21 protein-coding genes are annotated in these 23,530 nt (G+C 46.6%); 8 read left to right on the top strand and 13 right to left on the bottom strand.

Annotation, left to right across the window (positions count from 1 at the left end):
- Positions 1–190: 190 nt before the first annotated feature.
- On the top strand, positions 191–1,792 hold the full coding sequence (locus AZI85_RS04100; RefSeq protein WP_063242894.1) for an FAD-dependent oxidoreductase: 1,602 nt from the start codon (positions 191–193) through the stop codon (positions 1,790–1,792).
- Here AZI85_RS04100 and AZI85_RS04095 read toward each other — a convergent pair.
- From AZI85_RS04095 to AZI85_RS04080, 4 genes are all read right to left on the bottom strand, one after another.
- The gene (locus AZI85_RS04095) at positions 1,756–2,997 is read right to left on the bottom strand and encodes a hypothetical protein (RefSeq protein ID WP_063242893.1); all 1,242 of its coding nucleotides are present in this window, start codon (positions 2,995–2,997) and stop codon (positions 1,756–1,758) included. The genes AZI85_RS04100 and AZI85_RS04095 overlap by 37 nt on opposite strands.
- A complete protein-coding gene (locus AZI85_RS04090; RefSeq protein WP_063242892.1) occupies positions 2,994–3,431 on the bottom strand; it encodes a pentapeptide repeat-containing protein in 438 nt (145 codons plus the stop codon). The genes AZI85_RS04095 and AZI85_RS04090 overlap by 4 nt, the downstream gene beginning before the upstream one ends.
- Positions 3,431–5,311 carry a hypothetical protein gene (locus AZI85_RS04085; RefSeq protein WP_063242891.1) on the bottom strand — a complete coding sequence of 627 codons (1,881 nt, stop codon included), beginning with the start codon at positions 5,309–5,311 and terminating at the stop codon, positions 3,431–3,433. The genes AZI85_RS04090 and AZI85_RS04085 overlap by 1 nt, the downstream gene beginning before the upstream one ends.
- A 145-nt stretch (positions 5,312–5,456) precedes the next feature.
- Complete coding sequence (locus tag AZI85_RS04080; protein WP_063242890.1) at positions 5,457–6,092, bottom strand: hypothetical protein; 636 nt, start codon at positions 6,090–6,092, stop codon at positions 5,457–5,459.
- Between the two features lie 125 nt (positions 6,093–6,217).
- Here AZI85_RS04080 and AZI85_RS04075 point away from each other — a divergent pair, with 125 nt between their 5' ends.
- Positions 6,218–6,850 (top strand): hypothetical protein, encoded by a 633-nt coding sequence (locus tag AZI85_RS04075; RefSeq protein ID WP_063242889.1) that lies wholly within the window; start codon positions 6,218–6,220, stop codon positions 6,848–6,850.
- A gap of 8 nt (positions 6,851–6,858) precedes the next feature.
- Here AZI85_RS04075 and AZI85_RS04070 read toward each other — a convergent pair whose 3' ends face one another.
- Genes AZI85_RS04070 through AZI85_RS04060 form a run of 3 tightly spaced genes read right to left on the bottom strand, consistent with a single transcriptional unit; the run spans position 6,859 to position 9,760 of the window.
- On the bottom strand, positions 6,859–8,127 hold the full coding sequence (locus AZI85_RS04070; protein WP_063242888.1) for an outer membrane protein assembly factor BamB family protein: 1,269 nt from the start codon (positions 8,125–8,127) through the stop codon (positions 6,859–6,861).
- On the bottom strand, positions 8,124–9,296 hold the full coding sequence (locus tag AZI85_RS04065; RefSeq protein WP_253720831.1) for an HTTM domain-containing protein: 1,173 nt from the start codon (positions 9,294–9,296) through the stop codon (positions 8,124–8,126). The genes AZI85_RS04070 and AZI85_RS04065 overlap by 4 nt, the downstream gene beginning before the upstream one ends.
- Entirely contained in the window at positions 9,293–9,760 is a 468-nt protein-coding gene (locus AZI85_RS04060) for a pentapeptide repeat-containing protein (RefSeq protein WP_172795293.1), read from the bottom strand. Before AZI85_RS04060 ends, AZI85_RS04065 begins: the two co-directional genes overlap by 4 nt.
- Positions 9,761–9,964: 204 nt before the next feature.
- On the opposite strand from AZI85_RS04060, the gene AZI85_RS17925 reads away from it, so the two are divergent.
- The gene (locus AZI85_RS17925; RefSeq protein WP_063242885.1) at positions 9,965–13,252 is read left to right on the top strand and encodes an Ig-like domain-containing protein; all 3,288 of its coding nucleotides are present in this window, start codon (positions 9,965–9,967) and stop codon (positions 13,250–13,252) included.
- Positions 13,253–13,262: 10 nt separating this feature from the next.
- Here AZI85_RS17925 and AZI85_RS04050 read toward each other — a convergent pair whose 3' ends face one another.
- Together AZI85_RS04050 and AZI85_RS04045 are read right to left on the bottom strand one after the other, a co-directional pair.
- Positions 13,263–13,775: a hypothetical protein gene (locus AZI85_RS04050; protein WP_063242884.1), complete on the bottom strand. Its 513-nt coding sequence runs from the start codon at positions 13,773–13,775 to the stop codon at positions 13,263–13,265.
- Between the two features lie 82 nt (positions 13,776–13,857).
- A complete protein-coding gene (locus AZI85_RS04045; protein ID WP_063242883.1) occupies positions 13,858–14,310 on the bottom strand; it encodes an OsmC family protein in 453 nt (150 codons plus the stop codon).
- 119 nt (positions 14,311–14,429) lie between these two features.
- Here AZI85_RS04045 and AZI85_RS04040 point away from each other — a divergent pair, with 119 nt between their 5' ends.
- Positions 14,430–14,708 (top strand): hypothetical protein, encoded by a 279-nt coding sequence (locus AZI85_RS04040; protein WP_063242882.1) that lies wholly within the window; start codon positions 14,430–14,432, stop codon positions 14,706–14,708.
- Positions 14,709–14,765: 57 nt separating this feature from the next.
- Entirely contained in the window at positions 14,766–15,302 is a 537-nt protein-coding gene (locus AZI85_RS04035) for a hypothetical protein (RefSeq protein ID WP_063242881.1), read from the top strand.
- Positions 15,303–15,305: 3 nt separating this feature from the next.
- Here AZI85_RS04035 and AZI85_RS04030 read toward each other — a convergent pair whose 3' ends face one another.
- Positions 15,306–18,452 carry a S8 family serine peptidase gene (locus AZI85_RS04030; protein ID WP_063242880.1) on the bottom strand — a complete coding sequence of 1,049 codons (3,147 nt, stop codon included), beginning with the start codon at positions 18,450–18,452 and terminating at the stop codon, positions 15,306–15,308.
- 241 nt (positions 18,453–18,693) lie between these two features.
- Here AZI85_RS04030 and AZI85_RS04025 point away from each other — a divergent pair, with 241 nt between their 5' ends.
- Entirely contained in the window at positions 18,694–19,578 is an 885-nt protein-coding gene (locus AZI85_RS04025) for a pirin family protein (RefSeq protein ID WP_063242879.1), read from the top strand.
- A 204-nt stretch (positions 19,579–19,782) separates the two neighbouring features.
- Entirely contained in the window at positions 19,783–20,358 is a 576-nt protein-coding gene (locus tag AZI85_RS04020; RefSeq protein WP_063242878.1) for a hypothetical protein, read from the top strand.
- Positions 20,359–20,360: 2 nt separating this feature from the next.
- On the opposite strand, the gene AZI85_RS04015 is transcribed toward AZI85_RS04020, so the two are convergent.
- Positions 20,361–21,269 (bottom strand): LysR family transcriptional regulator, encoded by a 909-nt coding sequence (locus AZI85_RS04015; RefSeq protein ID WP_063242877.1) that lies wholly within the window; start codon positions 21,267–21,269, stop codon positions 20,361–20,363.
- Between the two features lie 172 nt (positions 21,270–21,441).
- Between AZI85_RS04015 and AZI85_RS04010 the strand changes: the two genes are divergently transcribed.
- Positions 21,442–22,125 carry a type 1 glutamine amidotransferase domain-containing protein gene (locus AZI85_RS04010; protein ID WP_063243067.1) on the top strand — a complete coding sequence of 228 codons (684 nt, stop codon included), beginning with the start codon at positions 21,442–21,444 and terminating at the stop codon, positions 22,123–22,125.
- A gap of 35 nt (positions 22,126–22,160) precedes the next feature.
- Here the strand turns inward: AZI85_RS04010 and AZI85_RS04005 are convergent, their stop codons facing one another.
- On the bottom strand, positions 22,161–23,108 hold the full coding sequence (locus tag AZI85_RS04005) for an SRPBCC family protein (protein WP_063242876.1): 948 nt from the start codon (positions 23,106–23,108) through the stop codon (positions 22,161–22,163).
- A complete protein-coding gene (locus AZI85_RS04000) occupies positions 23,092–23,457 on the bottom strand; it encodes an ArsR/SmtB family transcription factor (protein WP_063209465.1) in 366 nt (121 codons plus the stop codon). The genes AZI85_RS04005 and AZI85_RS04000 overlap by 17 nt, the downstream gene beginning before the upstream one ends.
- Positions 23,458–23,530: the final 73 nt, after the last annotated feature.

Here is a 23,530-nt window from a genome sequence, read left to right as displayed (position 1 = left end):
TGAGGTCTTGATTGAAGGCCCCAGCCGATTTTTAATCGAGAGTCCTGTTTCAGACTGAGACAATCAACACAGTTGCCACGACTCAAGAGTGATTTTCAGAACGCATTGTTGTTTTTATGCACAACTTCCCGACACAACCTGCGGGGCTTCTTGATTGGGACTATCATCAAAGGCATCAAGGAGATTTGTCATGGCTGTAAGTGCAAAAGTCAGCGGACCAGATTTCTCTAAAGGAGTTTCTGAAGAAATACTTAAAGACGATGAAAGCCTGCTTGGTCATATCGGCGATGAACCTGTTCTGTTGGTTCGTCATGAGGGTGATTATTTTGCCGTGGGGGCGAAGTGTTCTCATTACGGGGGGCCGTTAGAGGCAGGTATTGTAACCGGTGATAAAGTCATGTGCCCGTGGCATCACTCGTGTTTTGACTTAAGAACGGGCGAAGCTCTTAAAGCACCTGCTTTAAGTCCCATTCCTGCCTGGCATGTCGAGGTTCGCGACAATAAAGTTTACGTCACTGATAAGAAAAATCCGGTGGTGGCGCCTCGCAAAGGAACTGAAACTCAACACTACGTTATTGTCGGCGCGGGGGCTGCGGGAACTGCAGCGGCGGTGATGCTAAGAAGAAAGGGATTTTTGGGAAGCATCACTCTCATCGGTGAAGACAAAGAGCTTCCTTACGACCGTCCCAATCTTTCGAAGGACTTTTTGGCAGGGAATGCGCCGGAAGAATGGATTCCTCTTTTTACCGAGGATTTTTACAAACAAAATCGGATCCGTCTTGAATTAGGTGTCAAAGTTGAAAAAATCGATTCGCACCGAAACTCTGTTTTTATCTCTAATGGCAAATCTTTGAAATTTGATCGCTGCTTAATCGCAACAGGGGGGACTCCACGAAAACCGCGCATTCCAGGTATTGATAAGGGCCACGTGTATTTGCTACGCACGTTGAAAGACAGCCGCCGTATTATTGCGCGCACTTCTTGGGCTTCAAGGGTCGTCATTATCGGAGCGGGCTTTATTGGTCTTGAGGTCGCAGCTTCTTTGCGCTTGCGCGGCATGGAAGTTCATGTTGTCGCGCCTGAAGAAATGCCGTTAATGAATGTCGTCGGCGTTCATGTCGGAAGCTATCTTAAGAAACTGCATGAACAGCATGGGGTCAAATTTCATCTAGGACACGGGATTAAAGAAATCCGTGATCGCAGTGTTGTTTTAGATAACAAACAAAGTATAGATGCGGACTTTGTTGTCGTCGGCGCGGGAATACAACCTAACACCGAGCTTGCGGAACAAGCAGGTTGTTTTACTGATAACGGCATATTGGTAAATGAATATTTGGAAACAAGTATGCCTGGAATATTTGCCGCGGGGGATATCGCGCGCTGGCCAGATCCTCGCAGTCAAAGGCCGATTCGTGTCGAGCACTGGGAAGTGGCCGAACGCCAAGGACAGGTTGCGGCTTTAAATATGATGGGCGATAAGGTGCGCTTTCAAGATGTTCCGTTCTTTTGGACAACTCACTATGGTCTGACCTTGTGTTACATTGGTCACTCCGAGCGCTTTGATCGCATGGATGTTTTAGGCGACATGGAGCAAGTGGATTTTGCCGTGGCTTATTATGAAGATCAAAGAATCGCAGCGCTGCTTACTGTCGGACGTGATCAAGAAAATCTAAAAGTGGAAGAAGCTCTTTCGCATTTAGATGATGAAAAAGTTCACGAGATTTTGGCAGAGTATGAGCATCGTTTTGAGAGGATTCAATCCTCTTCGGGATTCATGGAGCCGTCGCCATGATGACTCACTTCGCGAGTGACTTTATTGATCCACGTATTCGGGAAGAAACTTGAATACGTCAGCTCTTTGTTGCAGACATCCGTGGCAGCGACCAGGGGCTGCCACTCATCGGTGTTTTCATAGCGAACGGGGACGTATAAATCGACTTGCACGATGGAAGCGTCTTTCTTTGTCCAGCTGCAGATGTTTTGAGCCAAACGCCAGTAAACCATGGCATCGCATTTTGTGCGTGTGATCAGCCAAGGGGGCTGTAAAGGCATCTCTTCTTTTTCTTTATTCTTCTTCCACAAAGTCAAATAAGGCTGACATTGAGTTCGGCCATCATACATGATCATAGCGTACATACGGCCTTCGCCGGTTAAGGCGGCATCGCCGGGAATTAAATATTGAGGAATCTGCAGAAGAATAAAAAATGTTGTTAAAAGTTTGGCTTCAGCAGAAGAGAAAACTCTTTTGAATGTTTCTTTAAAACCCAGGGCCGGCGCCGTGGAGCGAACGACTAATAAGATTCCCAGAAGAGTCAGCATCACCGTCGGATAAAAGAAACGAGTGAGATGCCAAGAGTAAAGATGAAATAAAACCAATTGCGCAAAGATGAAATAAAACCAGCGGTTCTTTTTACTGAATAAGAAAAAGATGAAGGCAAGTTCAAGGACCAACACATACCATACGCCGATTTTATTGACGATCAGTGGTAGCAGGCGTTCATTAATAGCCTCTGCATTAACCCAGGTCGGATTTAACTTGAGGACACCGGCTGTGAAATAGATGACAAAGAAGCTAAATGTTAATGCGTAAGCGCGCCCGGGAATAAGCAAGAAACAAACAGTGATAAGAGTCGGAAGATAATGGTAGTTGCCGGTCAGACGATAATCTTGAAGAATGATCAGGCATTTAATAGCGACCAACACCCAAAGAGCGATAATGCCCCAGCGAAAATTCTTGCGTATCCAGAAGTACATCGCCGCTAAAGCGATGATTCCGTACGCGGCTAAGATAATTCCTAAGACGACAGAAGACGGTTTAAAGTCGGCGCACGCTGAAAATAGGGGCCAGCATACCGATGGGTTTGACGGTGAGAGCACCCATTGCACAGGCCTTTCTGTCAGCCAGAAAAACAAAGTGATCAGATGTTCGAAGCTTAAAATCACTCCGACAAAAAGCAACTGAGGATAGGTTTTTAATTCTTGAAGCAAGGACTTCATAGCTGTTCTTTCATTCCTAGCGCCAGTGCCGTTTCATAAGAGAAGGGAAGGCGGGTGTTTTTATCAAACAGCGCACCTTCTAACTGCGCGCCATAAAGCAAGGCCTGCGAAAGATCCGTTCCTAAAAGCTTGCTTCCGCGCAAGTCAGCAAAACTTAAATGCGCTTTGGAAAGATTTCGATTCGAAAGATCGGTTTCACGCAAACTGACGAACGGGGCGTACAGTCGCTCTTGCAAGATCACTTCAGAAGCAGGGAACAAAGGCTGCACCCCAGGATTTAAAATAGGAAAAGCAGGTGTGAATACCTGCTCTTCTGATGGAAAATAAAGTCGATTTACTTTCGGAGGAGGGAACACGCGCTGACCCAAATGGGTCAGCTGCAAAAGTCCCACGAAGGTGATTAATCCAGAGTAGTAAAAAGCCAGGCGTTTCATTAGAACCCGTCGCCATCTCCGTCACAGCTTCCGCCTGTTGAGAAGGTTCCAACTGTGACTGTGCTTCCATTCACGCACTGAGCGATTGTGGCGCTGCTACAACCGCTTGACGAAATCCAGGCTCTTCCGTGCAGATTTCCACCGCAAGAAGCATAACCCGCGTTTACGGCGACGTTATTTACGGCCGTAATACGTCCGGAAGCATCGACATAGAATTGTGGAACGTAAGAACCATTACCATACCAACCTGCACCGACACCTGTATTGTTGAGTCCGATGGAAACGCCACCTGAGGAGCCACCACCCCACATGCCTGGGCCTACACTCACACTCGTGATAGTACCACCAGAGTTATTATCTGTTTGAGGAACCCACTGGCCACCATCCCACTTTAATACTTGGCCTACACCTGGATTCACGTTGGCCACCCAGCGACCTTGCATACGTTGAACTGTGGTACCGCTTTGTCCGCCGACGACGTCACCGGCCAAAGCTCCATAGAAGCCCGCAGCGTTACCAGGAATATTTCCTGTGACTTTGGATCCAGAAACTGAAGCGATCTTGGCGTCAGTCACATTTCCATCAGCGATCTTTGCTGTGGTCACGTTGGCATCGGCGATCTTAGCGGTCGTGACATTGCCATCGGCAATTTTCGCTGTGGTCACGTTTTGATCCGCGATCTTAGCAGTCGTGATATTGCTATCAGCGATCTTGGCTGTTGTTACGTTTTGGTCTGCAATTTTCGCCGTAGTAATATTACTGTCAGCAATCTTAGCTGTCGTCACCGCGCTATTTGCCAAGTCAGCCGTCGCGATACTTCCATCTAGGATTTTTGCAGAGTTCACCGCGCCATCAACGATTTTGATTGTACTGATAGCACCATTTGCAATTTTATTAAATGTAATCGCGCCGTCAGCGATTTTGCCGTTCGTTACCGAGTTATTCATAAGCTTGTCGCTGGTAACGGATTCGTCAGCCAACTTATCAGTTGTCACGGCGTTATTAAGAATTTTTCCACCAGAAATCGCATTGTCTGCAATATCTGCAGATCCCACAGAACCGTCTTCGATATTGCTTGAACCCACACCCGTATTTCCAGTCACCACATTTTGCCAAGTTCCTCCGATAGAAACTTGAACTGTCTGTGTGGCTTCATCGTAGCGCATAAGACCGTCACGCACTGGAGCCGTCGCGGTGCCATCGGAAGATGGAATACCGATAGAGCCTGTTGTCGGAGAGCTCGCACTGGGATTTAAAAGCGCAAGAAGTCCGTCGAAGTTAGCAGGTAATAAAAGCGTCTCAACACGATTTTGTGTGACATTGGCCGAAGCTTGAATAAAGTCCGCCGCTTTTTTTCCTTCCAAAGCCACGGCATTTTCAGATTCCATGGCATAAGGAACCGAACGTAAATCAAAGTCCGGAGACAGCGCCACAGTTTCAGAACCCACGGTGAAAGTCACACGGACTTTTCTGGAGTCCCCGGCATTCGGCGCATAGCTTGTCTGGCCCCCGGCACAGCTTGCAAGGCCTGCAATCGTTCCTGAGTTTTTAAGAATTTTATGAAGTGGCAAAGTATGCCCTGCAGGCACCACTGTCGCTCCCGCTTCGCCGGCCCCGATAGCAAAGTTGATAACACCTTTACTATTGGTCATATTAACGACCCGGTTTTCTTCAAATAACACACAGGCTTCCGCACCTGGCGAAAGGACCTTGATATTGAAGTGGACGTTGGAATCTTCTAAAGGAAGGCCATCAGGCTGAATAATTCGCCCTTGAATCGTCAGGCCTTGAGGAACCTCTGACACAGACATCTGTGCCCAAGCGGGGACTGCTAGTAGAAGTGCCGTAGTTATTTCCAGAGTGCTTCTAATCGAGAGCATACCAAATTCCTTGTTAAAGTTACGTACAGAACAAAGAACAACAAATTACCTCGTTACCAAAACATATCGGATAAACTGGCCGAAAATATTAGTAGACACGCAAAAAATTACAAAATTTTATCGTAAACGTATGAATCTGAGACGATTACTTGCGAGAATACTCTTTAATATTCGCCTGACAGACTTTAGAGAGTTCATTGAATTTCGCTTTGAGGCATGAAAAGTAACGACGTTGCTCAGGACAGAATTTTTGAATGTCCGAAGAGCAGTCTGTCTTAAACTTATCTTGAACGGCACTGACCTGGTTGGCACAGGCTCGCGAGATCTTCTCTTTTTGAGAACGCAAACATGCCAAAGGATGTTCAGCCAGAAACCGATTGCCTGTGCAGAGCTCTTTATAATCGTCTTCACAATCAGGCGTATTCTTTAAAAGAGTTTTTACGACCTCTTCCGGTCGAAGAGGTTTCCGAGCGTCATAATTAGGATCAAATTCTTTCGGAGGAAGTAGAGATTCGATACTTGGGCCCGCTGGATCGGCAGCCAACTTAGGCACAGGTGCGGGAGCCGGCACAGCGGGTGGAGGTGGTGGCGGAACTTGAGCCGTCGGTGACAGCTTTATCATCGTCGATGGGGGAGTCGTTGTTTGCGTAAGATTTGGATCGACTTGTTTGAGAGTTGAAGAGGCAAGATCCGATTGGATCATACGCACGGTTACTAATGCGGTTGTAACAGAGACAACCACAGTTCCCAATATAATAAGGAGGACGTTCCGGATATTCATATCATTATAATACTTCGGCTGATCTTCAGAAGAACTAAAGTCGCATATAGAAGAGTTGAAAATCTGTCATTTAAGAAATCCCAGACCCGGGCCGATAATAATATATAGATATTTTGGAGGCAGGTATGGTTTGGTACGTCTTTGCGCCTTTACTTACGCTTCTTCTTGCCGGTTGCGGAATCGAAGCCAGTCTTGAAAATCTTGCGGGACTTTCTGGTCCCAAACTTCCTCCTGGCATTGTATTGCCAGAGCGACCTATTGCGGGTGTGGTGACAGATCCATCAAAAGCCGATTTTGAAAATACAGAAGTCCTGGTGGGTTCGCACGGCATTTCAGACGGAAATTCTCAGCTTTTGGTTGTTGTGCGCTTGATGAATTCAGATAACACTGTCGTGCAGGGATATCGCCCTGACTATTCTGTCACGAAAGGCACAGGCGTTGTGAAAGCCGATTGTAGCTTGAGTGACAGCTACGGGGTTTCGATCTGTGCTATGAAAGCCACTGATTCAGGTGTGAAATCCATTCGCTATGAAAATCTAGCGGACTTCCATCCCGAAAAAGATGTCGTGTTTAATGCTCCAGCAAAAGAAACCACGACTGTCGGTGTTGGTGGCGGCGGGGGCGGAGGCACTCACGAGGCATCGAATCCTAAAGGTTGGCGTATGACCGCCACGGTGGGAACTCAGTACGACAAAGTGGTCGCTCAGAAAAACGGCTATAAGTTATTGATGGGACCTGTAGGCGCGACGGTGGAGTAAGCCGCGCCTTAGTTTTTAAGGACCAAGAGTCCGTCTTTTCCCGATGTCGAAATTAAAAGATGATTCTTAAAATAAACGGGAGAGCCTGAAAATGCGCTCTCCATTTTTATTTCCTGTAAGACTTTTCCTGAATGAAGATCATGCACGCACAAAGCTTTTTCTTCGCAAAGAAAAACCGCCACCTCTTGGTGGGCGTAGCTAATAATCAGAGGGCTTGATTGTGCTCGTGATTTAAGTCCTTTGATTTCCGAGGACCAAAGGACTTTGCCGGAAGGTCCGTGTACGACAAAGTTTCTATTAAAGCCAGTAACGGCAATAAGGGTTCCGTCTTTATTAATGGACGGACAACTCATTGCTGATCCATCTAAAGGTAAACGGAATTGCAAAAGGCCTGTCGTTGTATTTAAGGAGTACAGAAAACCATCCCAAGAAGTGAAGTAAGCATTGGCTCCCGAAAGCGCGGCTGCACATTTTATGTCGTCATTCGTCGCAAAGGACCATTTTGGTTTTCCATCTTTAAGGTCGTAGGCCACCAAGGCCCCGGTGTTTGAGCCCATCAAGATCTGCGCATTAGAAATATCCAGAGTGGGAGAGGAATGGGGATGATTTCCAATTAAAGGTGAAGTCCAAACCCATTTTCCCGTGCGTGCCTCTAGGGCCAACAAAAAGCCATTTGGCTCTGGAAGCTCGATGCCGACGTAAAGAAGTCCATTATGCATAAATGGCGAAGAGCCCACAGTGGTCCCGGCTTTCGTGATCCAACGAATCTTTCCATTTTCTTTATTCAACGAATAGAGGTAGCCCGCGTAATCGCCCATATAGACACTGTCTTTATCCGTGAGCGGCGTTGAATGCATTCCGCGGGGGCTGACACCACTGTAAAACTGCCAGCGCAAGCGTCCTTGCCAGTCGTAGGTTCTTAAAAAACCCGTATCATCCGCAATATAAAATCCTTGGTCATCGGCGGCCGGTGAACTTTTACTTGCACGATGAATGCCGTTATTCACTTCCGCCACCTGCCAAAGAATTTGGAAAGGTGTGAATTGCGCGGCTTCGACTTCATGATGACCAGAGCGTCGGCTGTCGCGGCGATAGGTCGATGAACTTTCTTTTTTTTCTTCCGCACTCAATTGGTACTGCAGAACTTCGGATTGAACGGGATCTTTCGGCTTTTGCAGACGAAGATCGCTGTCCAGCATCGACCAGGTTTTTATCTCGGCGCGGGCTAGGAATATTAAAACGATGACACTGTAAAGGACGAAAGCATACTTCATCATAAAATTTCCGCCCAAAGAATTTCAGCTTGTGACTTAGAGCAAACGTCAGGAAGGAAAAGACGTGTTTTAAAAACGTCGGCTGTCGTTCGTCTTGAAGAAAGCCAGAAGTCCATTTTTTCTGAGCGATCTTTACAAACCAATTGAATCTGCGACAGAAACACTAACGGATCGCACTGCGTGCGTGTTGACGGCGCTTTCACAAAGGGATCGTAAGTTTCCTCAGACAAAGAAGCATGGCGAATTAAAAGAGTTTCGCATTCCATTTTTGCATCAAGCATGTTTAAGGAAAGAATTCTTGGCGCACCACTAGCGGCAGGGTCACCGGCAAGAAGGCTCGGTACGATTTGCAGAAGAATAAGAAGCATCACCGGCAACAGAGTGCTTTTCTTTTGCCAAAGTCTGGAATCTATAACCGCTTGCCATCTTTCTTTATAAAGAGGGACTAAGGCGAAAATTCCCAATAGCAAAAACATCGTCATGGGATAGAAATAACCGACAATGTGCCAGGAAAAAGCGTGAAACGCGACAAACTGCAAAAGAACCAGTCCGCGAAGCCATCTTTTTTTGCTAAATAAACCAAAGACAAAAATACACTCTAAGATAACGGCATAAATAAGACTGATATGCTCGACGGCTGAAGGCAAAAAACTTGGAGTGATTAAAGCAGTACCGCTTAACCACTCAGGATCAAACTTCAGAATGCCAGCGCCCCAATAGAAAACACCGATAAAAAAAGGAATAGTTATTATTTTTGTAGGAAGAAACAAAAACGCGAGATGTGTGAAGAACGTCATATAATGATAGTTCCCCATCAGCCCGTAAGACAAACTCGTAAAGAAGATTTTTAAAATCAGTAATCCTATCAGCCCAAAGTAAGCTGACTGCAAACGGCGGAATAAAAAAAGCCCTGCAACCACTATAGAAGCGACGGCATAGACCTCTAAAAACATCGACGCTTGGCCGGTGGAAGAAAAACGAATCGCATCACATGCCGGGAAAAACGGCCAACACAAAGAGGCCGAGATGGGTGAGGCCTTCGTAACCAGATCTAAAGACCGATCCATCCAGAAATAGGCACTTAATAAGTGTGTCAGTGCCAAGAGGGCGCCATAGACTTGCAAGGCACGTGAATTTTTTATTTCTTCAAGTTGAGACTGAAAATATCTCACGGCGTCTCCTTCACTTGAAGTTTCCATTTTTGCAGCTTTTCAGCCGACAGATATTTTGCGGTGTCAGAATCTATGGTGCAGTTTTGGAAAGAACTGGAAATAAAATCTGCGCGGCGAAGATCGCTTTTAATAAAGTGCGTATTTGTGAAGACGGCTCCTAGAAAATGAGCACCGTCCATTTTCACATTTTCAAAAATCACATTTTTAAAACCACAATGAGTGCACTTAAAACCAGATAGATCCGAGTTTTTAAATTCAACACTATCAAACTCGACCTTCGTGGCCCGGGTGCCTGTGAGATTTGTCTCTTTCCAAGCCACGTTCCTAAAAGAGACTTGAAACCAGTTGTTCAAATTAAAAGAACTTTTGGTAAACTGAGCATTGATCACTTGAGATAGAGCTAGGGGCTTTTCGCTATAGTCGAAGCCGGGATGAGTTTTTCCACTTAAGGGTGATGCACTCAATGTTAGTCCAGAGCTAGATTGCACAGCTGTCAGAATGAAAATGAAGACGGTCCAGAAAATGTGCCAATGTCTCATCATGGAACAATAATACCGATTTTTTAATCAGAAACAATGGAGAATTTTCAGTAGAATCCGATACGTATATATATGCATCTGGAACGTCTTGTTTTGCTACTAACAGTCCCTCTGTTTCTGGCGAGTTGTATGAACGCCAGTCTAGAAGCTTTTAGTTCTCAGTTGAGAGCGACGGGATCACTGCAACCTGCGTATAAACCTTCCGACACAGTTCCCATTCGTTGGGCAACAGCCCACGGCACCATGGAACCTGACTACTTAACATTAGAAATGTCCTCCGACGGTGGTTCGACATGGACCGTTGTTGAATCGCGACTTGAAAACGACGGAGAGTATGATTGGAATATTTCGACGCTGACGCCGACAGTGTATAGCGTTCGTTTGACCGCCGTGATTCGCGCATCCCAAGATATCGTTGAAGTCGGAAGTTTTCTTCTCGACAACCAAGTTCCTGTTGTTGGTGCCGATCAAACAGTAGTAGTGACTGAAGATACACCACAAAGCTTTACTTTGAATGCTCCTACCGAAAACGACCAGTACCGCATTGTCTTTGTATCCAGTCCCACGCGCGGAACTTTGACGGGCTGTGTGGCAAATTCAAACGTACTGAATTGTCACTATTCTCCAAATTTAAATAATGAAGCGGATGACGGTTTCACTTATAAAATCGTCGATCGTGCCGGCAATGAATCAGCGGTAGCCACAGTGACCTTAGATGTGACACCGGTGAATGATGTTCCCGTTATTCAAACTTTGGCTTGCCCGACAACGATTGGCGAAAACTACAATTACTCCTGTACTATTGCCGCGACCGACGTGGATCTTCCAAGTCCTTTGACTTTAACTTATCATCTCGATGGCACGACGACCTGCGGAGGCTGGTTGTCAATCGATGCCAATACTGGTGAAGTCAGTGGAATTCCAGGTGCCGCTGAAGTGGGAACGAGCTGTCAGGTTGACGTTTATGCTGAAGACAATGTGGCGGGGCAGAGCACTCGTTTTTCATGGAACATTTCAATCACGAACTCTCCCCCTATTATTAATGTGACGGGCGGACCTTACAGTCTTTTAGAAGATGCCGCTTTTGCCGTGATTATTCCAGGAGCAAATGTCTCTTCGATTGAAGAAAGTGGAAGCACTTACAGTTTAGTAACGCCGACGGCTTCTGGCGATCATTGCGTGGATCATGCGGCGGCTCCAGCGGCTTCGAATCTGACTATTGACGCTTCGACAGGCGAGGTCTCTTTTAGACCGGCGCCGGATTATCAAGGTGTCTGTTATATTCGTATCGCGTTAACGGATGGCTTTCCTTCAACGGGATATACGGAAGTTGCATTGACCGTAACAAATGTTCAGGATGCTCCGGTGGTCGCGACAAACCTTACACCCTGTTCTGCATCCGCGACGGAAGACGTTGCGTATTCCTGCACGGTTGCGATCACAGATCCCGATCCAGAAAATCTCACAGTCATTCGTGATGGCTCTGACGATTGTGTTTGGTTGACTGAAACTCCGTCCGCGGATGGTCGAACAGTCACTATCTCGGGAACGCCCGATAATAGCAACGTCGGAGGATGTCAGTTAGAAATACGCGCTACCGATCCGAATGCGGCTTCACATATGCAGTCCTTGGCAATCACTGTTGCGAACGCAGCGCCCACATTGTCGATTGCGACGCCTGATGTTCTGACCGAAGATGATCCGAGTTTTGCGAGCAGTGTTGTTGAAGTGCTTTCAAATGCCGACGTAAGTTCTTTGGATGAAGGACAAGGCCTATACTCTTTAGTTTACACAGGTCTTTCGGGTACAGCATGTAATGACACCAGTGTCGTTGCAACTCCGGCATCAGATATTCTGATCAACACCACAACGGGTGCGGTGAGTATTAAGCCTCGCGCTCATTATTTTGGATCTTGCTTTGCAAAAATTCGCTTTAACGATGGCAACGGTGCTGGAAATTCCATCGTGGATCAAGAAATCGAGATCATTGTGAATCCGGTGAATGATGCTCCGACGATCACAAGTGTTCCCACAACATGGGAAATTTTATTAGATCCTTCCGGCAATAAAGTCGAAAACGTCCCATTAACTCTCTCGGTGGGGCCGGCAAATGAGAGCGCGCAAACGGCCTCGCTTATTTGTACAAATTCAAATCCGACAAGACTTAACGTCAACTGTTCAGCGACACGAGTCGGCGATGGCAGTGTGAATATTGTATTGACAGCGACTCCTGGTGTGGATTCATCTGCCGTTGTGACGGTGAAAGTAAAAGATGATGCCGGTGGTACGGATGAATCTGCCGTTGCGACAATCAACGTATCATTGACAGATGCTGTGGTTTTGGCGCCTATTGCAGCGGATACCACGAACTATGATATTTGGGATAGGGCTGTTACCGAATACAGCACGGCGATCGCCAACTCGAATCGAACTTTCGTTGTGCGTGTAAATCCAGGGGTTAAAGTTTACAGCAATAATCCGGCAATAGCTGCGATGATGACTGGTACATCCTCAGGTGCACTGTCAACAACCGCGCGGGTTCGCCTTATAAATGAAGGAAGTATTATTGGAGCCAGTGGTTCTGGAGGTGCTCCATCTGCCGCGACCCCAGGTAATTTACGTCAAGGACAAGACGGAGGCACAGCTTTCCAAGTTTACGCGCTTCACGCTAATGTCACGATCATCAACGAAGGTTTTATCTTCGGAGGCGGTGGCGGAGGCGGTCGTGGAGGAACCGACAACAATGACGGTGCTCAAGGGCAAGGTGGGGCCGGCGAAGGACCCCTTGCTGCGGCTGTCGCAGGAAGTGCCGGAGCTTCAGGTGGTGGCGTCGGTGGTGGAGCCGCAACCGCACTTGCCGTTGGGGCGACGGTTCACGACTACATCCCTTCAAATGGTTCTGCGCAAATAAATGCTTCTGGAGGTCAAGGTGGAAGCAGCTGTTTGATCGGATCAGCGTTAGGGAACGATCCCGGCCAGGCAAAATTCGGTCGCGGTGGTTTTGGTGCCGGTTTCGGTGGTGGAGCTGGAACATGCTCTCTTTCTTACGGCGGCGGCGGTGGTGGCGGCTACTTTGGTGGTGGCGGTGGATCCGGTGGTCTTTCCGATGTCAGCGATGGAGCAAATGTGAACACCGACGTGAATGGTTATAATGGCGGTAACGGTGGGGCCGCAATTCAAGTGCCGAGCTCCGTTGTAAATCCGGGAGATGTGAATATCGTGATTCTTCCTGAAGCAGGATCACAGATCGCAGGTTGCGTGTGGAATGATATTTCTCAAAGATATCTGACAGGCGTAACAGGGGATAGCGATGTCAACACACGAACACTGACGTTCTCTTCAACCGCTGCACAAAGCGTGAATGCTCCAAGCAGTGTCCGTGTTTGGAATAACGGTCGCGGTAAAGCCTACCGCTAATAAAATCGAATTATAAGTTCAGTTTTCCTAAAGCCTGATCTAAGTTCTTAAAGGTCAGGCTCAATGCTTCTTCGTAAGCCTTCGTGACATCGGCACTTAACTTAAATCCAAAGGGATGTTTCATCTCAAAGCAACTGGCTGCTTCGGCGTTGAGTTTTGCCTTTTGCGGAATCGTCAAATGACTGACGATTTTCACACAGCCTTCTTTAAATTGACCGGTAGAGTAATCTTGGATTGTCAGTACCAAAGAATTAGCGCCCGATGTTTGAACTTTAATATTTTCTCGAGCTAAAGCCTCTGTCACGGCGCGAGCGACTTCAGCACGTAATTCTGTGGATTGAGTTTTCATTTCTTCAGCGCGGGCATCAATCACGCTCAACGAAACAGTTCTTTTTGCAAGTCCGCTCATCGGGGACACTTGAATGTTCTCGGATTTGATCGCCGGAACGTCTTTGATGGTTTTACCCGTCATGGCACAAGAGCTAAGAAATAAACAGCCTAAAATTCCTAGGGAAAGTCTCATGATGAATTCCTTCTTTTAGGAATTATTATCGATTAAGACTTTCCCCGAAAGCAACGGAAGATTCTGCGCTTTAACAAAAAAATCACGTCGTCGCGCTAGCACTTCTTTGTGATGAGCGGAACTCTACATCCAAAGTGATGTTCGCTTTTAGAAGTTTCGAAACAGGACAGCCCGTTTTGGCTTCTTCAGCAATTGTTTGAAACGTTTTTGAATCAATGTCTGGAACTTCGGCGATAAGTTTCAACTTTGAAGAGGTGATAGTGAAACCTTCGCCTTCTTTTTGAACAGACACCACAGCAGAAGTTTCTAGGCGATCCGCGGTGAAACCCTTTTTCATCAAAGCCCCGCTTAATGCCATTGTGAAGCAACCGGCATGGGCTGCGCCAATCAATTCTTCAGGATTTGTTCCCAACTCGGAACCGAAACGAGTGTTGAAAGTGTAGGGTGTATTTCTTAAAGCACCGCTTTCTGTCGTCAATTCACCTTTTCCATTTTGAATATTGCCTTTCCATACGGCCGTGGCTTTTCTATCCATAAATTCCTCCTGGTTTTGTCGTATTCTATGTGCCCCATTTCCGCGCGGGAAGACCCTCGTTAAAATACAAGCCAGAGTTAATGCTTGGAGAATTCTTAAATTTTTGATCCAATGAAAGCATGAGTCTTGATAAGTTTTTCCAAGGTTTGATTCAAAAAGTCGAAGAGTCCGACGACGTGGTGACCAATGCCGGTAAAGACGCCGAGGGGTTTTATAAGCCCACGCGCACTATTCTGCTTCGCCATTTGAACCTTCTTAAGGACTTGCATGGAAAGCCACTGGCAAAACCCATGGTCCTGGCTTCTTGGAAGTATGCAGTTGAACATCTTCCGCCGGAGTGGCTGGTGCCAGATCCTGAAGACCGTGAAGCTTTAAAAAATCTTTTAGGCAATGGCTAGAGCCCTTCCTAGGGAATATGTGTTGAAGCGCAAGTCGTTTGATGACATTCTTTTTTCGTGAATACACCTATTATCCAAAAAATTTCTGTCGTCGGAAATGCGGGTGGGGGTAAAACCGCGCTCAGTCGTCGCCTTGCGGAAATCCACAAGTTGCCGTTGACTCATGTCGATAGCATTCAATTTGTAGCGGGTATGAATATACGCCCTCACAAAGAATCCATTTCTTTACTGACAGATGTTCAAAATAAGGAATCTTGGATTATCGACGGTTATGGACCATTGGATATTATCGAAACGCGTTTTCGAGCCTCAGATCGCGTGATCTTTATCGACTTTCCTTTGTGGCGTCACTATTGGTGGTGCACGAAAAGGCAAATTCAAAATCTGTGGTCTTGCCGTGAAGAATTGCCAGAAGGCTGTAACGAAGCTACTTGGGCGCATACAAAGAAGCTCTATAAAACCTTGTGGCAGGTGCACACCAAGATGCGTCCTGAACTTTTAAGGATCTTCGCTCGAGAGAATTTAAAAGGAAAAGTGATTTACGTCAGAACCCTCCGTGAGTGGAATGAAATTTTCACCCACGGAGTTTCTTAAGAATTAATCTTCGGAATTGTAAGTCACAGGCACCACCTGAGACTGAGAGTCTTCAAGAACAGTGTCACGAACCGCTCTGTTCTGTGGAGCGTAAAGAACCATGCTTTCCGCGCCATAACCTTTAACTAAAGAAAGGCTTTGGCTTGTGCCGCCAGCAAGTTCTATTTCTTCTGGCAATTCGGCATACGCCTGAGCCAAAGAATTGACAGAGACTTTCTGCCATTTCGTATCTTGATTTTCCAAATAGTCGTCGTACTCAATGACACCGTTGTCTTGGTGAGTGGTAGAGACTTTGATATTGAGCTCTCCAGTTTCGGCTAAAGCTAGCGCCGAAATATCGGCTTCGATAATTGCTAATGTCGAATTATCGAAAACATACATAGCTTGCTGATCTAAAACCGCAGCAGAGTAGTCTTCTTTCGCTTTTTCTGGATTTGCGGCAAAGTCGGTTTCAAACTTTTTACGAAGTTCGCGGGCTTTCGCACCATCAAGAAGCAAAGTTGCAAACTGTTCGCCAGTCAAACCCGGAACGTCTTCAGCCGGTAGGCCTGCAAGTTCCTGATCCGTAACACCGTCTCCGTCAGCGTCGAGTTGCACATTCACTTCGCAAGTATTCCACGTCGTCATGCCTTCAAAAAGCTTGATGGCCACTTGCAGTTTTTTGACACGGTCTTTTTCGATAATACGGTATCCAGCAGACTGCATGTCGCAGTTGCGGTTGTGTGCTAAATCTGGTTTTGGGTCTTTCTTGCGGGAATCAGAACCCAGCAAGTTAAATAGATAAGCGTAACCCGTGTTCACACCTTTGTTTTGAATTTCAAGAGTCGCTACGCTGCCAGCAGCATCTGCCGCTGACGTTGCATGGACCGTCAAAGATTTTGCGCTCACCTGAGAAATTTGACGGACTACTGCCAACGTCGGAAGTTTTAATGCCACCGCCTCCGAAGTTTTAAACTTCAGGAAACCATCTAACTCATCGGTTTGATTTTGCATCAAAGAGCCGATGATCTTTGCTGTCACCGTGATAGTTTTAGATTCGCCGGCAGCCAAAGTCACAGAAGAAACCGTCACTTTTAAAGCAGCAGAGCCTGACCATTCCGGAGTCAAAGTTAAAGCCGAGTCACTGATGTTTTTCAAAGTGATTTGACGGCTTAAAGTTTTCTGTTTTTCTACGTCGGTGATACCCAATGACACTGTCGCTGGAATTGAAACTACTTGGGCTTTCAATGATTCGGCAACTTGCACGCGGCCTGCGCCTTGGCGACTGATCGTATAGATTTTTTTATTCGCATCAGAAATCACTTTACCATGACCTAAAAGAACGGATTTTAGTTCTGCTGGGGTCAAAGTGTTGAACTTTTGTTTTAGAAGGGCCATCACGCCAGCCACATGAGGAGCCGCCATGGATGTGCCAGAGTTAGCGACACCTTTAGCTCCCAAACCCATATCCGCAGAGATGATATTCGAACCTGGTGATGAGATCTCGGGCTTAATCATGCCGTCTTCAGAGCGCGGTCCGCGAGAAGAAAACGGGGAGGCCGTATCCGCTAACCACGGCTTTTCAATAATGGCACCCGATTTCAAATCGACGATCACGGCACCTTTTGCCATTTCCGTTTTAACAGCAGTTGCACTTTTCTTCGTGATCATGATTCCGGGAATGTCATAAGAACCTTCACCGCCCATGACGATCATTTCGCCGTCAGCGTTGTTCGCAACGATCACCGCAATAGCACCAGCCTCGTGAGCTCTTTTTATTTTATCCGCAAACGCGACAACGCCACGATCGATGAACGCCACTTTGCCTTTGATTTGCGCTTTTGTCGCTTCGTCGAAGTCTTTGTCGGCAACGCCCAGGAAGATCAACTCGCCCTTAAGCTCCGTCACATCGGCCAAAGGTTTTGTGATCGCGCCTTCCAAGAATTCTTCTTTGAGAACTCCGCTGGAAGTCACGAACGCCGCTGCGGGAAATTGAACGTTTTGATTTGAATCATCAATCACGGAAGCGACAGAGATCGCATCATCGGACACACCAGGAGCCCCTACGATGTAGCTCTTGTCTCCGTTATTACCCGCCGCTGCGACAACGACAGTGCCGCCCAGAACAGTATTTTTGATCGCGTGATTATACATGATGTGCGGATTGCCGTAACCGCTTCCTAAGGAAAGATTCACAACATCTAATTGGTCATCGAAGTTCAAGTCTCCGTTTGGATCAACAGAGTATTCTAAAGCTGCAATAACGACTTCGTCACTTGTCGAACCTTTCGCTCCGAAAACTTTGATTGCATAAAGATCTGCATCAGGCGCAACACCGCTGTAGGTGTTTACATTGTCACCGATACCCGCAACAGTTCCAGCAACGTGGGTACCATGTCCACCTTCATCCAACGGATTGACGTCAGGGCGAGGAATGCGTTTTTCATAATTAGGAGAGCCCGAGTTGTATTCAGTTCCTACAAGGTCAATTCCACCGACGACTTTTTTATTTGGAAATCCTGCATTGGCTACAGAAGGATTGTTCGCTTTGTACGCTTCTTCGGTTCCTTTACCTAGGAACATGGCGTGAGTGTAGTCGATGCCGGTATCGATGATTCCCACTTTCATCCCTTGACCGCGAATGTTCAAAGCGTGAGCGGCTTCGCTGCCAATGAATTTAACTGAAGTGTTAGCCCCCAACCGGCCCGCCGTTTCTGTGGCTTGAATAATAGGACGAGAGAAATGACCTGATTTTTCAGTCATCACCACATTAGGCAAGCCCTTGATCGCATCAAAGGCTTTAGCAGGAGCCCAGATCGCAATGCCGTTTAGAACAAGACGATAGCGAATAAGAACTCGAATGTCTGGAGAAATCGCGGCAAGCTCTTCAATCGTGGCTTTTTGTTCGGCCTCGATAGCCGCCAAAAGTCTTTTGTCAATTTGCAGTTTTCCGTCCTTACGTTGAGCGGATTCCAGAAGAGCAGGGTTTTGAAGTTTTAGAATCGCGATAAACGGCTCTTCCACTTGAGGACGAGTCGAGTAAAGACCATCTAAAAAGCCGTTATTTGAAATTTCTCCCGGAGCCGTTTTGGATGCCGTACAACCCGCAATCCCCAATGAAAGAAGAAGCGAAATTAACGACGATCTAGCTGCAAATGACTGAAGTTTCATGATTTCCCCCTGGCGACCGAAGGGCCATTTCGACCCCAAAAGGGCGGCATTCGGTCAGCCAAGCGGATATATCCAATAACCGTGCCGAAAGATACAAAAAAGCGAACCCGAATTTGAGGTCAGAAAGGCCCTGGTTCTTCAAAAATGATTGTTCTATATTCGCAACAATCTGTCCTTATTGTGTCCCGAACCCACATTCAGTTAGGAGTGCTATATTGTACCTTAACGAAAGGATGTCCTTATGAAAAAACTTCTCTTCTCTCAGACCACAGAACAGCGTCATTGGGTTGGTGATGGATTTCCGGTTCGTTCTATCTTCTCCTACAATGACCGCGCAAAGGAAATGTCACCATTTCTTTTGATGGACTATGCGGGCCCGGCGGTTTTTCCAGCGGCGACTCAAAAAGAACGTCGTGGCGTGGGCGAACACCCTCATCGTGGCTTTGAAACAGTCACCATAGTTTACGAAGGTCAGGTAGAACATCGCGACTCTGCTGGTGGTGGGGGCATTATCGGTCCCGGCGACGTACAGTGGATGACGGCGGCTTCAGGCTTGGTACATGAAGAGTTTCATGGTCCCGACTTTGCGAAACAGGGCGGACGATTTGAGATGGTTCAGCTTTGGGTGAACTTGCCTCGCGCCTACAAAATGTCTTCTCCTCGTTATCAAGGAATCATCTCAAAAAACATTCCTTCGGTGGAGTTGGCGGATGGGGCCGGGGTTGCCCGAATTATCGCTGGAAATTTTGACGGGCATAAAGGCCCGGCTATGACTTTCACGTCAATCAATCTTTGGGATCTTAGATTGAAAGCGGGTCATACGACAGAATTCAAAGTGCCTGCAGGACACACGGCTTCGGTCTTTGTCCTTAGCGGGAAAGTGCGTTTAGGAACAGGTGAGGTTTTACAAGAAGCCTCGCTAGCCGCTCTTGATCCGGTTGGAGATGTTTTTTCTTTAGCCGTGGAAAGTGATGCGAAGGTTCTTTTCATGGGTGGTGAAGCCATTCATGAACCCGTGGTAGGTTACGGACCTTTTGTGATGAACTCGAAAGCCGAGATCATGCAAGCTATCACCGATTATCAACTCGGCCGCATGGGTCAGTTGGCTCAAGAAGTTGTTCGATAATTTATATAATCGTTTCAGGGAACGTTTTGGACGGCCCGAGGATTCTTTGAGTCCTCGGGTTTTTCTTATAAGCGCATTGGTTGAATTTGAAGTTCTGGACAGTGTCGAAAGATTTTACGCTGGGTCACCTTTTTCTAAGATAAAAACCCTAGCTAGAGCTCTCACGGGTTTGCGGGTAAAGTCCCTCTACCTATTGGGGGTTCTATGCGTAACTTCGCGGTATTTGTTTTTCTTCTTATAGCTTCATCATCGGCGTTTGCAGATTTGGCAGAAAGCTTTGAAAAGATCAAATCTCATGCGCGCCATTATCGTGATCCCGGTGCTGTGTGTGAAGAAGTGGCGCAAATCGAATTTTCAGAGCTTTATCCTGCGCCTCAATACGAAGTGATTGTCGGAGTTGCTTACAACGTCAAAGGCCGCACGGTGGGCGAGCTTGATATGGTTTTGATGGATAAGAACACGCAGAAAGTGGCGATGGTCGGTGAAGTGAAATGCTACACGGATCTCAAAAACGGTCTTAAAAAAGCCAAGCAACAAAGAAAACGATTCTTGACGGTGTTAGGCTCGGGGCAAAAAATCGACTTCGTGAATACGTCGAGTGGAGAAAAATACGATTACGAACAATTCCAATACGTGACTCAATTTATTTCTGTCTCTCAAAAAGGTGGTAAAGCTGTCGGTTTTGATTACGAGCTTGAGCACACTTTGGACGAGATGTCTCAGTTGCGTGATCAAGTGATTCATTGTCAAAAAGACGGTCTTTGCCCGCGTCCTCAATAAAATTATTTAAGCTTTTGAAACTCACTTGTCAGTACGTCTCTAAACCATTGCTTCAGAGGATCCTTGTGCGTGATACCATGCCAGATCATTTGAAGCGTGATTTTAGGCATCTCCACAGGTGGTTTTTGAATGTGGATCGGAAAGTATTCTTTGTACTTTTCTAGTAGCGCCGTCGGACCTGTGAGCACTATGTCTGTGTTTGCTAGCGTCCATGCGAGTCCGGTAAAACTGTACGAACCCAGGACTATGTGTCGTTCTTGAATTTTAGTGCCGACTTTTCTTTTCAATCCGTCTTTAAAATCTCCCTGAAGAGTGATCAAAGCATGATCGCATTGATAAAACTGAGACGGCGAAAGCTCTCCGCGAATAAATCCGTGGCCTTTTCTGAAGGCTGTTGAAAATCCGCCTTCCCAAAGTTTTTTCTGATAAAATCCTTCGGGTAGATCTTTGTAAAATCCAGCAATGGCAAAGTCGTAAGTCCCTCTTTCCAAATCTTTGACGGGGAGTTCTCCGCCGGTGGGCCTGATGGAGATTTGCAGCAGGGGAGCTTCTTTTTTCAAGCGTTTCAACAAAGCAGGCATGATCATCACCTCTACGAGGTCCGTTGTGGCGATGGTGATGCGTCCTTTCGCTTTGACAGGATCAAAGCGTTCTAATTTTTGCGAAAGATCCCGAGCTTGTTTTACGAATTCCTCAACGGACGGCCTTAGTTTTTTTGCTGTGTCGGTTGCTGCCATGCCTTTAGAGACTCTGACGAACAAAGCGTCATCAAAATGGGCGCGAAGTCTTGCAAGCGCGTGACTGACGGCAGACTGACTCATATGAAGTTCTTTAGCTGTTTGTGAAACATTGAGCGTTCGGTAAAGGCTTTCGGCAATAAAGAACAAATTGGTGTCTAGGTTTGGTTTCATAAAACTCCCTAATATGAATGTATCAGATAGCTAATATGAAAGCTATGAATTGGATTTATAAAAGGTTTAGGGGCATGATTTGTGTATCGGAGGCTTTATGCGCTATATCGCTTTACTTGCATTCATTTTTAATTTTCAGACAACAGGGGCTGCCACAAAAGGAGAAGCCGTTATGAAAAAGGCTCTTATCGTTATTACGAACCATGATCAAAAAGGTGACACGAAACAACAAACCGGATGGTTTCTATCGGAGGTAACACATATTTATTATCCCTTGGTGGCAGCGGGCTATAAAGTCGATTTCGCAAGTCCTCGAGGTGGTATCGCACCTATGGATGAATCAAGCCGTGACCTCAAAGATGCGGATAACAAACGTTTCGTTGAAAACAAAAAGCTGATGGCTCAAACACAGAATACACTGGCTTTAGCTAACGTAATTCCTAAGGACTATCAAATCGTTCACTTTGCCGGGGGCCATGGTGCGATGTGGGACTTCCCTGGAAACGAGGCGGTCAATAAGGTGGCAGCGGGAGTTTATGACAACGGCGGGATTGTCGCAGCGGTCTGCCATGGGCCTGCAGCCTTAGTGGATGTCAAGTTGGCGAATGGGAAGTACCTCGTGGAGGGAAAAGATGTCAGTGCCTTTACGGATGCGGAAGAAGCCGAAGTGGGGCTAGCGAAAACAGTTCCGTTTTTACTTGAGTCGAAGCTGCGCAGTCGTGGGGCGAAGATGCATCCCGCGAAGAACTGGTCGGATCAAAGCAGTGTTTCTGAAAGATTGGTAACCGGTCAGAATCCTCAGTCTGGTCACAGTGTTGCTAAGAAGATCGTCGAATTGGCAAAAACTCTGAGGTAAGAAAAAGCCCGCCTAGAAAGCGGGCTTTTTAGTTACTATTTCTGTAAAAGTTCCTCTAACTTATCAAAAGATCCTGTCCAGCCCATGGTCATACTTGGTTTGTGTTGAACAAAGATGGCTATCTCTTCCGGAGTGGCGTTCTGCGGTTCCCACGTCACGGTCACACGAGTTTCCTCAGGCCCCTCTTCCGCCAACTGAATTGTCGTAAGCATGATTTGTGGCCATATCGGCAAAGCGGGGTGGTGAGATCTATTTTCCTTTTCATCCACAAAGGCTGTCGTGTAAACGATGCGATGAGGTTTCTCGATCTCAAGATACTTGATGTGGTTGTACATCTTGATATCTCCATTGGTCATCATGCTAAAAGTCGTAGAGCCCGGCTTGATTTCTGATCGAATGTACTCCATCGAAAATCCTGTCGGCGCCAACCATTTTGAAAAGTGTTGAGGATTCGTCCACATCTCAAACATGGTGTTGATGTCGGTTTCGAACGTGCGATTGATAACGAATTTTTCTTTGTGATCGATCTCGTCAGAAAGATATTCTGCCAAGCGGTCCCAAGTGGAATTTCCGCTCGCCTGTTTAATAAACTTGCGAGTTTGCTCTGCCGCTTCTGGTGTAGGCAGTGTCATCGTCATATCCATTTTCGTCTTGCCATTATGGAGTTCTGAAAAAAGAACGGTCACGCGAAAGAGGGGAGGGCGATCATCATTCCCGCCATGATCGTAGACCAGCTTTGCATGCTTTTCCACTTCGTGATAGATGGTTTTATTTTCCCAGTTTGTGCCATCGGGGCCGTGCATGGTGTAGGCCCAGTGCCCGCCGGGTTTCAAATCTTTACTGTGTGTCGTGATCGTGAAACCTCGCGGGCCCCACCACTTCGCGACTTTTTTGGGATCTGTCCAAGCATCCCACACCAATTTTACGGGAGCGTCATAGATGCGGATGATTTTAAGTTCGTTGGATTTATTTTTTGCGCCCATTTTTCTTTCCTTTCGATTTCTTTTTAGCCGTTACCGATTTTAAGTATTCATCTAAGCGATCAAAACTTTCTTCCCAGAACACCCGATATTGTTCCATCCAGTCGGAGGCGGTCTTCAAGGCTTCGCCATTCAATTTGCAAGGGCGGTACTGAGCCTCTTTGGATTTTGTGATCAGACCTGCTTTTTCTAAAACCTTTAAGTGCTTCGTGATCGCAGGCAGACTCATCTCTTTTAAAAAAGGTTCTGCGAGATCCGACACGTTCGCTTCGCCTTTTGATAGACGAGCGAGCATCGCTCTTCGTGTGGGATCCGCAAGGGCAGAGAATGTTTGGCTGAGTTGATCCTGCATAATTTACCTTTCGGTTAATTAACCAATAAGTTAAATATAATTGCAATATAATACTTTGTCAATGGATGCTAAG

It is taken from the genome of Bdellovibrio bacteriovorus (assembly GCF_001592755.1).
Lineage (GTDB): Bacteria > Bdellovibrionota > Bdellovibrionia > Bdellovibrionales > Bdellovibrionaceae > Bdellovibrio > Bdellovibrio bacteriovorus_E.
The sequence above is the reverse complement of the archived record's forward strand: the minus strand, read 5'-3'. Positions and strand labels throughout refer to the sequence as shown.